The organism is Streptomyces sp. NPDC002623 (genome assembly GCF_053592635.1).
The window spans coordinates 52,112-66,930 of record NZ_JBSFWB010000017.1 but is presented as its reverse complement, the minus strand read 5'-3'; the positions used below and the strand labels follow the sequence as shown (position 1 = coordinate 66,930).

Below are 14,819 nucleotides of genomic sequence, written 5' to 3'. Positions count from 1 at the left end.
ACCGGCCCCGGAGCAGCCACGCTCCGGGGCCGGTCGCTTCCGTGCCGCGTACGTCAGAGCCGTCCTGGTACGTCCGGTACCGCGCCGATCAGGGCGAGGGCGGCCCGGGCGTACGCGGCCCGCCGCCTCGGGCCCACCAGGAAACTCGGGGGCGCGAAGTAGCCGACATCGCGGGGGAGTGAACCGGCGCGGCGGGCGAGGGTGTCCTTTGCCTCGGCGGTCGTTCCGCAGACGGCGATCTCGGTGACCATCTCGTCGGTGACCGCCCGGGCCATGGCGTCGGTGTCGCCCGCCCGGAACGCGGCCCGCAGCTCGGCGACCGGTCCCTCCCAGCCGTGGTGGGCCACATAGGGGTCGTACGTCTTCACCGTGAGATAGAAGGCGATCATCCGGCGCGCGTCGGCGACGGCACGCTCGGGCGCGGAGTCGTTGACTGCCGTGATGATCCAGCCGTGTTCGAGGAAGCGGGCCCCTGGGGCGGCGTCGCTCGCGCCGCGCTCCACCGAGGGCCGTACGACGTCGTTCCACCAGGAGGAGGTGAACAGCCCGTGCCCGACGACCCCGTCGGCGACCCGGCCCGCGGTGGCGGCCATGCGGGTGTTGAACGCGGCGAGCAGGACGGGGATGTCCAGCCGACCGAGCACGGGTGCCCGCACATCGGCGTCGAGCGCGTAGAACTCACCCGAGTAGCGGACCTTCTCGCCGTTCTCCGCGTGCAGCCAGGCCCGCACCGCGCCGACGGTCTCCGCGATCCGGGCCACGGGGCGCTCGCCGGGTACGCCCAGCCAGTCGCGGTTGATCCGGAACGCGGCGCTGCCCAGGCCGAGGAAGAGTCGGCCCGGCGCCCGGGCGTGCAGTTGGCGCAGGGCGGTCGCATGCGCGTACGGGGTGCGGGCGAAGGCGTAGGCGATGGCGGGGCCCGCCAGGGCGTGTTCCGTGTTCGCCACGATGTCGGCCACGGTGAGGTAGGCGTCGTGGTCGGCGAACTCCCCGGCGCAGAAGGCGCCGACACCCGCCTGCTCGGCCTCCCTCGCGACGTCCCGGCCGGGCCAGGGCATGCCGAACCGCATGAGAGCCTCCTCTTCCATCATCCCCTAAAAAAGTACACTTATTTAAGGGAGGGTAGGGGAGCGTCAGCGGAGTGTCCACTGTCCGCGAGGCACCGCGGAGCGGTCGATCTCCGCCTTCCCGATCGGGTTGCCGAGCTGTGTGTACGACAGCCCGCCGCGCAGTGCCTGGGTGCGGGTCGCGTCGAGCGACTCCCAGATGGCGCGGACGGTCCCCTGGATCGCGGCCGGTGGTTTGGCCGCGATGATCCGGGCGATCTCGTCGGCCCGGGCCCACAGGCGTTCGCGCGCAAGCACCTCGCTGACCAGGCCGATCTGCAGGGCGCGCGCGGCCGACACGCGCTCGTCCAGCCCGAGCAGCGCGATGCGCAACGCCTCGCCGAGCGGAATGCGGCGGGCCAGGCCGATCGGCTCCAGGGCCGCGGTGAGTCCGTAGCTGACGTGCGGGTCGAAGAACGTCGCGTCCTCGGAGCAGATCAGGATGTCGGCCTCGTTGAGCCAGTAGAAGGCGCCGCCGGCGGCCATGCCGTGCACCGCGCACACCAGGGGTTTCCACACCTGGTTGAGCTTCGGCGAGAGGTGCTCGCCGGGGTCGGTCTGCGACCAGACGTTGGGATGGCGGTCGATGCCCTCCTTCACGTCCATGCCCGTGCAGAAGGCCCGCTCACCGGCGGCGCGCAGGACGACGACGCGCACCTCGTCGTCCGTCCTGGCGGTGTGCCAGAGAGCGGAGAACTCCTCCAGCATCCGCTGGTTGAAGCCGTTCATGGCCTGGGGCCGGTTCAGGGTGATCGTGGCGACGTGGTCGGTCACCTCGAACAGGACGGTCTCGAGATCCATCCGGCAACTCCGTTCTCGACGCGATCGAGGTAAGTAGTATACTTTTTTCGGGTTGATCGGCACAGTTGCTCAACACAGTTACTCGGCACCATGAGAACCGCGGAGGACGCTGCGATGAGGCCACGCGTGGGGCAGATGCTCGCCAGTACGGTCGACACGACGGCGGTGATCGTCGTGCGATGCCCCGACGAAGAGGTGGAGATCACCTGCGGCGGCACGGCCATGGCCGAGGGGAGCGGGACGGGCCCCGCGACAACCGGCGCCCCCGATCCCGAACTGGTGGGCGGTTCGCTGCTCGGCAAGCGGTACGCCGACGACGACCTCGGTCTCGAACTGCTCTGCACCAAGCCCGGGCCGGGCACCCTGGCCGCGAACGGCGTCGCACTGCCGATGAAGAGCCCCAAACCGCTCCCGGCCTCGGACTGAGAGGGCGGGAACGAGCCCATGAACATATCGATGCTCCTGGACATGGCCGCCGAGGGTTTCGGCGACCGGGCGGTGATCGGAGGCGCGAACGACGGGCTGACGGCCCGGCGGCTGCGCGAGCTGTCCGTCGGCGGAGCCCACGCCGTGCGCACCGCCGGTGCCGACGCGATCGTGTACCTCGCGGCGAACGGGCCGGCCCTGCCGGTCGCGCTGTTCGCCGCGGCCCGCGCCGGAGTCCCCCTGGTCCCGGTCAACTACCGGCTGGGCGACGAACAACTCGACGCGCTCCTCGCGAACCACCCCCGGGCACTGGGCATCGCCGGCCCGGAGCACGGCGCGGCGCTGAGCCGCGCGGGACTGCCGGTGTGCGGTCCCGCCGACTGGCTCGCCCGGGCCGCGGCGAACGCCGGCCGTCCCGTCGACGAGGATCAGGCGCAGCCCGGCTCCCCGGCCGTCCTCATCTACACCAGCGGGACGACGTCCGCACCGAAGGGCGTGGTCCTGCGCCACCACAACCTGGTGTCGTACGTCCTGGGCACGGTGGAGTTCGCCGGAGCCGACCCCGGCGAGGCGGCCCTGGTCAGCGTCCCGCCGTACCACATCGCCGCCGTGTCGAACGTGCTGACGAACCTGTACGCGGGGCGCCGGGCCCTGACCCTCGACCAGTTCACGCCCGAAGGCTGGCTGGGCCTCGTACGGGAGCAGCGGGTCACCCACGCGATGGTGGTGCCGACGATGCTCGCCCGTCTGATGCACGGCGAGGGGCTGGACCGGTCCGTCCCCTCGCTGCGCACGCTCGCCTACGGCGGGGCGCGGATGCCGGTGCGGGTGATCGAGACCGCCTTGTGCGAGTGGCCGCACGTGGACTTCGTGAACGCCTACGGGCTGACGGAGACGTCGTCCACCATCACCGTCCTGGGCCCGGGCGAGCACCGGACGGCCGTCGCGAGCGGCGACCCCGCGGTGCGCGCCCGGCTCGGTTCGGCCGGTCTGCCGGTGCCGGGTGTCGAGCTGGAGGTCCGGGCGCTCTCCGGTCAGACCGTGGCGCCGGGGGAGAGCGGGCAGATCTGGGTGCGCGGCGAACAGGTCTCGGGCGAGTACGCGGGGCAGGGCTCCGCGGTCGACGAGCGGGGCTTCTTCCACACCCGCGACCGTGGCCGTGTCGATGCCGACGGCTACCTCCACATCGAGGGCAGGGCCGACGACACGATCATCCGCGGCGCCGAGAACATCGCGCCCGCCGAGATCGAGGACGTCCTGCTGCGCCATCCGGACGTGCTCGACGCGGTCGTCGTCGGAGTCCCCGACGAGGAATGGGGCCAGCGGATCGAGGCCGTGGTCGTCACCCGGAGCGGCGCGGAGATCGACGGCGCGGCGCTGCGGGCCGCAGTCCGCGACACCCTGCGCGGCTCGAAGACCCCGGACCGCATCACCTCCTGGCCCGAACTGCCCCGCACCGCGACCGGCAAGCTCGTACGCCGTGACATCGTCGCGGCCCTGACCGCACACCGCCGCCCGGCCTCCGACAGACAGGGATGAGCCCGTGAGTACCGTTGCGAACAGCACGCGCCTGATACCGGAGTTGACGGAGCGCACGGCCGTGGCGCTGCGCACCTGGGTTCCCGATGCCACGGTGACCGGTCTCGAGCCGCTCACCGGCGGTACGTCGAGTCTCACCTTCGTGGCCTCGCTGTCGGGCGCACCGGCCCGCTACGAGCGCGTCGTGCTGAAGGTGGCCCCGCCCGGTCTGGCGCCGGTCCGCAACCGGGACGTGCTGCGCCAGGCGCGGATCATGGAGGCACTGGCCGGCCGGATCGGGGTGCGCGTGCCGACGGTCCTGTTCCAAGACGCGGGCGCGCCACCGGAGACACCGCCCTTCGTGGCCATGGAGCTGGTGCAGGGGCAGTGCGTGGAGCCGGTCCTGGCGCCGCGCGGGACGCTGCCCGTCGGCCGGGTCCGCTCCCGTGCGCTCGACGCGGCCCGGATGCTGGCCGCCCTGCACCGGGTGGACCCGCGCAGCACGGCGCTGGCGGCGGAACCGGTCGTCACGCTCGCCACCGAGATCGACCGCTGGAGCACCGCGTTCACAACGGTCCCCGCCGATCTGCGCGCAGGCCATGAGACGGTCGCGGCGCGGCTGCACGCCACGACGCCGGCCGCGATGACCCCGGTGTTCACCCATGGCGACTACCGGCTGGGCAACACGCTCTGCGCCGCGGACTGGGTCGACGCGATCATCGACTGGGAGCTCTGGTCGCTCGGTGACCCCCGGGTCGACCTGACCTGGCTGACCTTCTTCAGCGACGAGGCCCGGCACCCGGCGGCCCCGTCGGACGAACCCACCGGGATGCCCACCCGGGCCGAACTCCTCGCCGCCTACCAGGAGATCCGGGGCGAGCCGCTCCACGACATGCACTGGTTCGAGGCGCTGACCAAGTACAAGGAGTCCGCCGCCACCGCCCTGCTGATCAAACGGGGGAGGAAGGCCGGGCGGCTGACGGACATGCACCGGCGCATGCTGCCCGCGCTGCCAGTACTGCTCCAGGACGCGCTGGAACTACTGGACCGGCCGGACGGGCCGGACGGGCCCTAGTCCGGCGGGGTCAGTACAGCCCGCCGTCCACCCGGATCAGCGAACCGGTGGTGTAGCCGGAGGCGTCGCTCGCGAGGTACAGCGCCGTGCCGATGATCTCCTCCGGCCGCCCCGGTCTGCCGATCGCGCTGCGCGTGCTCCGACGCTTCTCCTCGGACCAGGCCTTGGAGACGTCGGTGAGGAACGGGCCGGCCGAGATGGTGTTGACGCGCACCTTCGGACCGTACTCCAGGGCGAAGACGGTGGTCAGCGCGTTGAGCGCGGCCTTGGCCCCGGCGTACGGCCCGAACCGCGGCTGCGGGAACAGCGCGCCCGAGGACGAGACGTTGATGATCGAGCCGCCGTCTCCCTCGGCCATCCGCCGCCCGATCAGCGAGGCGAGCCGGAACGGGCCCTTGAAGTTGACCGCGACCACCTTGTCGAACAGCTCCTCGCCGGTCTCCGCCGACGAGGGCGCCAGTGGGGACATACCGGCGTTGTTGACGAGGATGTCGACCTTCCCGAACTCCCCGTACGCGGTGTCGACGAGCCGGCCGAGGTCGTCCCAGCGGCCCACGTGCGCGGCGACCGGCAGGGCCCGGCGGCCCAGGTCGCGGACCTCCTTGGCGGCGGCCTCGCACGCGTCGACCTTGCGGCTGGCGATGACGACATCGGCGCCCGCGGCGGCGAAGGCCCGCACCATCTCAAGGCCCAGGCCACGGCTTCCTCCCGTGACGAGAGCGACCTTGCCGGACAGGTCGAACAGGTCCGACGCGGCGACGGACCCGCTCATGCGTTCACCTGGCCCGAGAGGTCGTCGTCCGCGACGATGTGCGCGTACCGCTTGCGGGCCGCTTCCAGCTTGGGCGGGATGTGCTCGCTGGGGAACAGCCCCTCGGCCGGCCGGTAGTTCCTCAGCAGCTGCTTGGCGATCGTGGTGCGGTGCACCTCGGTCGGTCCGTCGGCGAGGGCGAGGTTCGGGGCGGCCATCCACCACTTCGCGAGCGGGAGTTCGCCCGTGGTGCCGAGAGAGCCGTGCAGATGCACCGCCCGCTGGACGATGTCGTGCAGCACCTTGGCCGTCTGGACCTTGCACATGGCGATCTGGGTGCGGGCCGCGCCGTGCGGCTGCGTGTCGATGATCCAGGCGGTGTGCAGGACGAGCAGCCGGAACTGCTGCAACTCCACCCAGGAGTCCGCGATGAACTGCTGCACCGCCTGCTTCTCGGCCAGCAGGGTCCCCTGCGTCCGGCGGGACAGTGCCCGCTCGCACATCATGTCGAAGGCACGCGTGCACTTGCCCACCGTCCGCATGGCGTGGTGCACCCGGCCGCCGCCGAGGCGGGCCTGGGCGACCTCGAAGCCCTCGCCGGGACCGCCGAGCATCGCGTCGAGCGGGACCCGGACCCGGTGGTAGCGGAGGTAGGCGTGGATGCCCTCGTCCAGGGACTCGCGCTCGTCCATGGTGCCGACATTGCGCTTGATCTCGATGCCGGGCGTCTCGGCCGGGACGATGAACATCGACATCCGGGCATGCGGGGGAGCGTCGGGGTCGGTGACGGCCACGACGATGAGGAAGGCCGCGTACCGGGCGTTGGAGGAGAACCACTTCTCCCCGTCGATCACCCACTCCTCGCCCTCCCGCCAGGCGCGGCACACGAACTCCTTGGGATCCGCGCCGGCTTGGGGCTCGGTCATCGAGAACGTCGAGACGATCTCGCCGTCGAGCAGCGGCCGCAGATACCGGGCCTTCTGCTCCTCGGTGCCGAACATGGCGAGGATCTCGGCGTTCCCGGTGTCCGGGGCCGCGGTGCCGAAGACGGTCGGGGCCCAGTAGGAGCGGCCGAGGATCTCGTTGAGGAGGGCGAGCTTCACCTGGCCGAAGCCCGGCCCGTCCAGTTCGGGGCCGAGATGGCAGGCCCACAGACCCTGCGCCCGGACCTGCTCCTGGAGCGGCCGGAGGATCGCGCGGGCCTTCTCGTTGCGGGTGTCGTACGGGTCGCCTCCGTGCGGGAACAGGAGGTCGAGCGGCTCGACCTCCTCGCGTACGAAGGCCGCCGCCCAGTCCAGCTTGGCCTGGAACTCGGGGTCGATCGAGAAATCCAGCATGCCGAAAACAGTATACTTTTTAACCCCCTCGGTCCATACTCGACCCGTCGGTTCGCTAATTGGGTATGCGCAATGAAGATCGAACTCGGAGGGGTTGGTCCGATGCAGAGGCCGATGGAGGGCGTGCGGGTCCTCGAGGTCGCGCAGTTCACCTTCGTCCCGGCGGCAGGCGCCGTGCTCGCGGACTGGGGTGCCGACGTGATCAAGATCGAGCACGCCGAACGCGGCGACGCCCAGCGGGGGCTGATCCGGGTGCTCGGGTACGAGGCCGCCAGCGCGGGGTCGTCGTTTTTCCCGATCATGGAGGGGCCCAACCGCGGGAAACGCAGCGTGGGCCTCGCACTGGAGAAACCGTCCGCGCGCCGGGTGCTGGAGGAACTGATCCGCGGGAGCGACGTGTTCCTCACGAACTTCCTGCCCGAGGCGCGGGCGAAGCTGCGCATCGACGTCGAGGACGTCCGGGCGGTCAACCCCGACATCATCTACGTCCGCGGCAGCGGCTTCGGCGCCCGCGGGGACGAGGCGGGCAAGGGCGGCTACGACAGCACGGCCTTCTGGGCGCGCGGCGGCAGCGCCGCCGGGGTCACACCGCCCGACGCGGACCGGATGAACCGGATGCCGGCCGGCGCCTACGGCGACTCGATGGGCGGCATGACGATCGCCGGCGGCGTGGCCGCAGCCCTCTACTCCCGTGCCATGACCGGGCGGCCCTCCGTCGTGGACGTGTCGTTGGTCGGGGTCGGCGCCTGGGCGACGCAGTTCACGGTCAACCTCGCCCTGATGAGCGGCGGACCGCTCCCGATGAACACCCCGCCCCGGCACGGATCGGCCACCAACCCGCTCATCGGCGCCTACCGCACCTCGGACGGCCGCTGGATCGAGCTGGCCATGCTCCAACCCGGCCGGTACTGGGCGGAGTTCTGCAAGCTGGCCGGCCGCGAGGAGCTCAGCGGCGACGAACGCTTCGACAGCACCGAGAAGCTGATGGCGAACGCCACGGAGGCCGCCGGGATCGTCGCCGATCTCATCGCCTCCCGCCCCTACGCCGAGTGGGTCGAGATCCTCTCCCGCGGGGCGGGCCAGTGGGCGGCCGTGCAGAACGCCTGGGAGGTCGGCCAGGATCCCGCCCTGCGCGCCAACGGCCTCATCGCCGCCGTCGTGGACGCCGACGGCGCAGACCGTGAACTGGTCGCGAACCCGGTCCAGTTCGACGAGAGCCCGGTCTCCCTGACCCGGGCTCCGCAGTTCGCGGAACACACCGACGAGGTCCTGCGCGAACTCGGCCTGAGCGAGGACGAACTGATCGCGCTCAAGATCGACGGCGCGGCGACGTGAGACGAACGTACGACGTGAGGGACGTACGACGCGACGGCGTACGACGAGAGGAGCCGTGTTGAGCAGGACACTCGAACCCGACGGAAGCCATGACGGTGTCCCCGCCTACCACTTCGACAACCGGCTCGGCGGGCCGGTCCTCAGCCATCAGCAGCGATGGGACGAGATCGCCGCCACCCACTCCGGGTTCCGCAGCACCATCGCCCGCGGCTACTGGGTCGTCACGGACGGCCCGGAGGTACAGCAGGCGCTCCAGGACTGGCGGACGTTCTCCAACAGGTCGGTCACGGTGCTCGAACCGGACCCGAAGTTCCTGTGGATACCGGAGATGCTCGATCCACCCGTGCACTCCGTGTGGCGCCGGCTCCTCGGACGCTACTTCTCCCCCGGCGCCGTCGCCGCCCGCGAACCGGAGGTCCGCCAGGTCGCGGCCGAGATGATCGACGCGCTGAAGGAACGCGACGGCGCCGACGTGCTCGACGAGTTCGCGCGCCGCTTCCCGACGCTGATCTTCATGCGGCTGATGGGCCTGCCCGAGGAGGACCTCCCCACCTTCCTCGCCTGGACCCACGAACTGCTGCACCTGCCGCACAGCGAAGACCCGGACGGCAGCAGGCAGATGAGCGCCATGCGGTCGGTGTCGGCCTACTTCGAGGAACAGATCGCCCTGCGCCGCAAGACACCGCGCGACGACCTGCTCTCCCACGCCATGACCTGGACGATCGACGGCGAGCCGATCGGCGACCGGGACATGCACGCCTTCTGCATCCTGCTGTTCCAGGCCGGCTTCGACACCGTCCCGATCTCGATCGGCTGGGCGCTGTACCACTTCGCCACACATCCGGAGCAGCGCAAGGAGATCCTCGCCAACCCGTCGCTGATCGCGACCGCCGTGGAGGAGACCCTCCGCGTCTACTCGTTCGTCGTCCCGGCGCGCAAGGCGACGCAGGACGTCGAGATCGGCGGCTGTCCCGTCAAGGCGGGCGAGATGGTGATGCTCCCCCTGGCGGTCACCAACCGCGACCCCGGACGGTACGACAATCCGTCGGAAGTCGATCTGCACCGCAAGGCCACCAACCACATCGCGTTCGGCTCGGGCCCGCACCGCTGCCTGGGCTCGCACCTCGCCCGCCTCGAACTCAACGTGGCCGTCGAGGAGTGGCACCGGCGGATCCCCGACTACCGGGTCGCACCCGGCCAGGAGCTGTGGCAGCACGGGAACATGTACGGCATCAAATCGCTGCGGCTGGAGTGGTGACCGGCGATGACCCCACCCCTCAGCGCGACGGATCTCTACCACACCGGGATCGTCGTCCCGGACATCGAGGCAGGGAAAGCCCGGATGAGCGAGGTCGCGGGCTACCGGTGGACCGACACCATGACCGCTGACGTCCAGGTCCGCCTGGCCGACGGCGAACGCGTCCTGCGGCTGCGCTACGCCTACTCGCTCGACGCCCCGCACATCGAGCTCGTGCAGGAGATTCCCGGCACCCCCTGGACCGCGGCCGAACGCATCGCGACCCACCACCTCGGCTACTTCTGCGACGACGTCCGGGCGACGTCCGAGCGGCTGGAGGAGGCGGGATTCCCCCTGGAGGCCTGCGCGATCGTCGACGGCGCTCCGGCGGTCTTCGCCTACCACCTGGATCCCTCCGGCGTACGGATCGAGATCGTGGACCGCGCCCGGATCCCGGACCTCGACGCCTATCTGCGATCCAAGGCGACGACGTGACAGCGGCGTTCACCGAGGAGCACGAGGAACTCCGCGCGACCGTACGCCGCTTCCTGGCCGACAAGGCGCCCAGCGACGCGGTGCGCCGCTCGATGGAGTCCGCGCGGGGACACGATCCGCGGCTCTGGCGGCAGATGGCGGACCAACTCGGCCTGCACGGGCTGGCGTTGCCGCAGGAGTACGGCGGCTCCGGCGGCAGCCCCGTCGAGTTGGGGATCGTCTTGGAGGAGCTGGGCCGGGTCCTGCTCCCCTCGCCGTACTTCGCCACCGTGGCCCTCGCCGGACAGGCCCTCGCCGCGTCCGGCGACGACACGGCACGGGCGCGCTGGCTGCCCGCGATCGCCGACGGCTCGCTGACCGGCACGCTGGCGCTGGCCGAGGCCGGCGGGTCATGGCGTGTCGAGGACGTGACCGCCACGGCCGTGCCCGACGGCGGCGGCTGGCGGCTGTCGGGCACGAAGATGTTCGTGATCGACGGCCACAGCGCCGATCTGCTCCTGGTCGTCGCCCGCGCGGACGCCGGACCCGCACTCTTCGCCGTGGCCGGTGACGCGGCCGGCCTGACCCGCACCCGCCTGGAGACCCTCGACCCGACCCGCCGGATGGCGCGCCTCGACCTCGACGGCGCCCGCGCCCTCGGGGTCGGCCCGGCGGGGGACGGCACGGCGTATCTGCGCACGGTGCTCGACCTCGCGGCGGTGGCGCTGGCCGCCGAACAGGTCGGCGGAGCGCGGGCATGTCTGGACGCGGCCGTGGAGTACGCCAAGGTCCGGGTGCAGTTCGGCCGGCCCGTCGGGTCGTTCCAGGCGGTCAAGCACAAGTGCGCCGACATGCTGCTGAAGGTCGAAGCCGCCCGGTCGGCGGCCTACCACGCGATGTCCGTGGCGGCCGACGGGGCAGGAGGGGCGGGCGGGGGCACGGGTGCACTGCCGGTGGCGGCCGCGATCGCCGCGGCGTACTGCGCGGACGCCTTCACCCACGCGGCCAAGGAGAACGTCCAGATCCACGGCGGCATCGGCTACACGTGGGAGCACGACGCACATCTGCACCTGAAGCGCGCGAAGTCGTCCGAGCAGCTCTTCGGCAGCCCGGCGACGCACCGGGAGCGGCTGGCCGACCTGGTCGGAATCTCCGCACCCTCGGCGACGGAAGGCTGATCACGTGGGTATTCGCGACCGCCTGTCCCGACTGCTCGCCGAAGCCGCCGCCGACGCCGAGGCGATCGAGCACGACGGCCGGTGTTGGACCTGGGGCCAGGTCCAACAGACCGCAGAAGGCGTCGTCGAGGCGCTGGACGCGGCGGGCCTGCGCACCGGGGGCCGCGTCGGCGTCGTCCTGGAGAACCGTCCCGAGCACGTCGCCGTGGTCGCCGCGGTGATCGCCTCCGGGCGCTGCCTGGTGATGCTGAGCCCGCTGCAGCCCGCCGCGCGGCTCGCGGCCGACATCGCCCGCTGCGCACCGCCCGTCGTCGTGTCCGGCGCCGAACCCCTGGCCCGCGAAGGCGTCCGGGCCGCGGTGACCGCGCACGGCGTGGCCCTGCAACTGGGCACGGACGGCACCCTGCGGCCGGTGGGCGGCACGGCGCCCGCCGACGCGCCGGCCAACCCCGGTGTCGCCGTGGAGATGCTCACCTCCGGCACCACCGGCCCCCCGAAACGCGTCCACCTGCGCATCGGCCAGCTCGACCAGGCGCTCGTCTCCGGCGGGCAGACCCCGAAACCCGAAAGACTGCTGTCGCGGTCGGCCTCGCTCGTGGCCACCCCGCTCGTGCACATCGGCGGCCTGTGGCGGGCGCTCGCCTGTCTCGCCGCCGGACGCCGCATGCTCCTGATGCCCAGGTTCGCGGTCGAGCCATGGGTGGGTGCCGTGGAGCGACACGGGCTGCGGGCGGCGAGCCTGGTCCCGGCGGCCATCCGGGCCGTCCTCGACGCGGACGTGCCCAAGGAGCGGCTGGCGAGCCTCCAGGTCGTCACCTCCGGCACCGCGCCCTGCCCCGCCGAACTGGCCGACGCGTTCTTCCGCACCTACGGCATCCCCGTCCTGATGACCTACGGGGCCACCGAGTTCGCCGGGGCCGTCGTCGGCTGGACGCTGCCGCTGCACGAGCGGTGGTGGCAGCGCAAGGCGGGCAGCGCCGGGCGCGCCTTCGACGGCGTCGAACTGCGTGTGACCGGCGAGGACGGAACCGAGCTGCCCGTCGGCCGGGCCGGACGGCTGGAGGTCCGGACCGAGCAGAGCACCCGGGGCCGCCGGGCATGGGTGCGCACCAGCGATCTCGCCCGGATCGACGCCGACCGGTTCGTCTGGATCGAGGGACGCGCGGACGACGCCATCATCCGCGGCGGATTCAAGGTGCAGCCGGAGACCGTCCAACGGGTGCTGGAGAGCCACCCGGCCGTACGGGAGGCGGCTGTGGCGGGGCTGCCCGACGCCCGGCTGGGCGAGGTGCCGGTCGCGGCGGTCGAGGCAGTCCCGGGCCCCGCCGCGCCGGACGTCGCCGACCTCGTCGCCCTGTGCCGCGCCCGGCTCACCCCGTACGAGGTCCCGGCGCACATCGTCGTCCTCGACGCACTGCCCCGGACCCCGTCGAGCAAGGTCAGCCGCGTGGAGCTGCTGGACCTGGTCCGCGCCCGGATCGCCCGGCAGAAGCGGGTCGAGGAGGAACAGCGATGACGGACACACAGGAGACGACCGACGGGAAGACGGCGCAGAAGTCCGCCGAGACCTTCGGTGTGCTCACCGATGAGGCGGTCGAGCGTTCCCGCCGCCGCCTCGGCGTCCCCCAGCCCCAGCGCAACCCCCCGCACAACCACGAGGTGACCCGGGACGGCGTACGCCACTTCGCGTACGGCTACGGCGACGACAACCCCCTGTACTGCGACCCCGACCATGCGGCCGGCACCCGCTGGGGCTCGCTCGTCGCACCGCCCACCTTCCTCTACACGATGGGGGAGGACGCCGCCCCGACGCCGGACCCGCGGACCAAGGCCCTGCTCAGGGGCGACCCCTTCGCCGGACTCGGCTCCTACCAGGCGGTGATGGAGTTCGAGTGGTGGCGGCCGCTGCGACTCGGCGACCGGTGCCGGGTGTTGCAGACCCAGGTGGGCGTCCACCTCAAGCCCAGCAGCTTCGGCGGGCGCACCGCGCACGTCGTCCGCGACTACCTCTACGCCAACGGCCGCGGCGAGATGCACGCCCTGAGGCGCGGCACCTGGATCAACGCCGAACGCCACACATCGAGGAAGCGGGCCAAGGAGCAGCCGGCGCAGGAGCCCTACACCGCCGGGCAGCTCGCCGAGATCGACGCCGCGTACGAAACCGAGACCCGGCGCGGCGCCGAGCCGCGGTACTGGGAGGACGTGAAGATCGGCGAGGAGCTGCAACCCCGGGTGAAGGGGCCGCTGACCACCACCGACGTGGTCGTCTGGCATCTGGGCTGGGGCATGCAGCTCACCCCGCCCGGGGCGTTCGGGATCGCCGCGAAGGTCCGGCGCAAGGCACCGGGCCTCTACCCGCCGAACTCCCTGAACATCCCGGACACGGTCCAGCGCCTGCACTGGGAACCCGAGCGCGCCAGGGAGTTGGGCCTGCCGAACCCCTACGACTACGGCGGCATGCGCGAGACCTGGCTGTGCCATCTGCTCACCGACTGGATCGGCGACGACGGCTGGCTGTGGAAGCTGCGCTGCGAGCACCGCAGGTTCAACTACCTCGGCGACACCACCTGGGTGCGCGGCACGGTCGTCGACAAACGGCTGACGGACGGGCGGGCCGAGGTGCACGTCGAGGTGCGGTGCGAGAACCAGCGGGGCGAGGTCACCACCCCAGGCACGGCCGTAGTCCTGCTGCCGACCCGCGATCGTGCGGTGGAGCTCCCGGCACCGCCCGCCGAGGACCTGGACGGCATGGTCGCCCACGAACTGGCCCGGTTCGCCGTGACCGGAAACTGACCGCACGATCCGAGGAGATGTCCGTGTCGGACGAAGTACTGGTAGAACGCCGTGGCGCGGTCCAGGTGATCACGCTCAACCGCCCCGAGGTGAAGAACGCCCTGGACGCCGCGGTCGCCGATCAGGTGGCGGCGGCCGTGGACGAACTCGACGAGTCGGACGAGCTCCGGGTGGGCGTCCTCACCGGGGCGGGCGGGACCTTCTCGGCGGGGATGGACCTCAAGGCGTGGCTGCGCGGCGAGACCCCCGCGATCGAGGGCCGCGGCCTGTGCGGGATCAGCATCACACCGCCGCGCAAGCCGCTGATCGGCGCGGTCGAGGGCTGGGCCCTGGCAGGCGGCTTCGAACTCCTGCTGGCCTGCGACCTGGTGGTGGCCGCCCGCACGGCGCGGCTGGGCGTGCCCGAGGTGACCCGGTCGCTGGTCGCCCGGGCGGGCGCCGCCCTCCACCTGCCCCGCCGGATCCCGTACGCGATAGCCCTGGAACTGCTCCTCACGGGCCGGCCCATCGACGCCGAACGGGCCGCCGCGTACGGCCTGGTCAACCGGCTCACCGACGAGGGCGGTGCGCTCGACGGCGCACTGGAACTCGCCGGGACCATCGCGGCGAACGGGCCCCTGGCGGTCGCGGCGACCAAGCAGATCGCCCGCTCCACCGCCGACTGGACGATGGAGGAGGCGTGGGGCCGGCAGTTCGACATCGCCGAGCCGGTGTTCCGCTCGCAGGACGCCCGGGAAGGCGCGGCGGCCTTCGCCGAGAAGCGGTCGCCGGTCTGGAAGGGCCGCTGA

General features: G+C 72.0%; 14 protein-coding genes. 10 read left to right on the top strand and 4 right to left on the bottom strand.

Annotated features, from left to right (window positions below):
* Positions 1 to 53: 53 nt before the first annotated feature.
* Together ACWD4O_RS28480 and ACWD4O_RS28475 are read right to left on the bottom strand one after the other, a co-directional pair.
* Positions 54 to 1,070: an LLM class flavin-dependent oxidoreductase gene (locus ACWD4O_RS28480; protein WP_451284083.1), complete on the bottom strand. Its 1,017-nt coding sequence runs from the start codon at positions 1,068 to 1,070 to the stop codon at positions 54 to 56.
* A gap of 63 nt (positions 1,071 to 1,133) precedes the next feature.
* Complete coding sequence (locus ACWD4O_RS28475) at positions 1,134 to 1,907, bottom strand: enoyl-CoA hydratase/isomerase family protein (RefSeq protein WP_451284081.1); 774 nt, start codon at positions 1,905 to 1,907, stop codon at positions 1,134 to 1,136.
* Between the two features lie 114 nt (positions 1,908 to 2,021).
* Between ACWD4O_RS28475 and ACWD4O_RS28470 the strand changes: the two genes are divergently transcribed.
* From ACWD4O_RS28470 to ACWD4O_RS28460, 3 genes are read left to right on the top strand one after another with little or no spacing between them, the layout of a single operon-like run.
* The gene (locus ACWD4O_RS28470) at positions 2,022 to 2,333 is read left to right on the top strand and encodes a hypothetical protein (RefSeq protein ID WP_451284079.1); all 312 of its coding nucleotides are present in this window, start codon (positions 2,022 to 2,024) and stop codon (positions 2,331 to 2,333) included.
* Positions 2,334 to 2,351: 18 nt separating this feature from the next.
* The gene (locus ACWD4O_RS28465; protein WP_451284077.1) at positions 2,352 to 3,872 is read left to right on the top strand and encodes a class I adenylate-forming enzyme family protein; all 1,521 of its coding nucleotides are present in this window, start codon (positions 2,352 to 2,354) and stop codon (positions 3,870 to 3,872) included.
* 4 nt (positions 3,873 to 3,876) lie between these two features.
* Positions 3,877 to 4,926: a phosphotransferase family protein gene (locus tag ACWD4O_RS28460; protein WP_451284075.1), complete on the top strand. Its 1,050-nt coding sequence runs from the start codon at positions 3,877 to 3,879 to the stop codon at positions 4,924 to 4,926.
* Between the two features lie 10 nt (positions 4,927 to 4,936).
* On the opposite strand, the gene ACWD4O_RS28455 is transcribed toward ACWD4O_RS28460, so the two are convergent.
* Positions 4,937 to 5,698 carry an SDR family NAD(P)-dependent oxidoreductase gene (locus ACWD4O_RS28455; protein ID WP_451284073.1) on the bottom strand — a complete coding sequence of 254 codons (762 nt, stop codon included), beginning with the start codon at positions 5,696 to 5,698 and terminating at the stop codon, positions 4,937 to 4,939.
* Entirely contained in the window at positions 5,695 to 7,014 is a 1,320-nt protein-coding gene (locus ACWD4O_RS28450) for an acyl-CoA dehydrogenase family protein (RefSeq protein WP_451284072.1), read from the bottom strand. Before ACWD4O_RS28450 ends, ACWD4O_RS28455 begins: the two co-directional genes overlap by 4 nt.
* A gap of 102 nt (positions 7,015 to 7,116) precedes the next feature.
* On the opposite strand from ACWD4O_RS28450, the gene ACWD4O_RS28445 reads away from it, so the two are divergent.
* From ACWD4O_RS28445 to ACWD4O_RS28415, 7 genes are read left to right on the top strand one after another with little or no spacing between them, the layout of a single operon-like run.
* The gene (locus ACWD4O_RS28445) at positions 7,117 to 8,349 is read left to right on the top strand and encodes a CaiB/BaiF CoA transferase family protein (RefSeq protein WP_451284070.1); all 1,233 of its coding nucleotides are present in this window, start codon (positions 7,117 to 7,119) and stop codon (positions 8,347 to 8,349) included.
* Positions 8,350 to 8,407: 58 nt separating this feature from the next.
* The gene (locus ACWD4O_RS28440; protein ID WP_451284068.1) at positions 8,408 to 9,607 is read left to right on the top strand and encodes a cytochrome P450; all 1,200 of its coding nucleotides are present in this window, start codon (positions 8,408 to 8,410) and stop codon (positions 9,605 to 9,607) included.
* 6 nt (positions 9,608 to 9,613) lie between these two features.
* Positions 9,614 to 10,081: a VOC family protein gene (locus ACWD4O_RS28435; protein WP_451284066.1), complete on the top strand. Its 468-nt coding sequence runs from the start codon at positions 9,614 to 9,616 to the stop codon at positions 10,079 to 10,081.
* On the top strand, positions 10,078 to 11,238 hold the full coding sequence (locus tag ACWD4O_RS28430; protein WP_451284065.1) for an acyl-CoA dehydrogenase family protein: 1,161 nt from the start codon (positions 10,078 to 10,080) through the stop codon (positions 11,236 to 11,238). The genes ACWD4O_RS28435 and ACWD4O_RS28430 overlap by 4 nt, the downstream gene beginning before the upstream one ends.
* Before the next feature lie 4 nt (positions 11,239 to 11,242).
* The gene (locus ACWD4O_RS28425) at positions 11,243 to 12,754 is read left to right on the top strand and encodes a class I adenylate-forming enzyme family protein (protein WP_451284063.1); all 1,512 of its coding nucleotides are present in this window, start codon (positions 11,243 to 11,245) and stop codon (positions 12,752 to 12,754) included.
* Complete coding sequence (locus tag ACWD4O_RS28420; protein WP_451284062.1) at positions 12,751 to 14,031, top strand: FAS1-like dehydratase domain-containing protein; 1,281 nt, start codon at positions 12,751 to 12,753, stop codon at positions 14,029 to 14,031. The genes ACWD4O_RS28425 and ACWD4O_RS28420 overlap by 4 nt, the downstream gene beginning before the upstream one ends.
* A 23-nt stretch (positions 14,032 to 14,054) precedes the next feature.
* Positions 14,055 to 14,819, top strand: a complete 765-nt coding sequence (locus ACWD4O_RS28415; protein WP_451284060.1) for a crotonase/enoyl-CoA hydratase family protein — start codon at positions 14,055 to 14,057, stop codon at positions 14,817 to 14,819.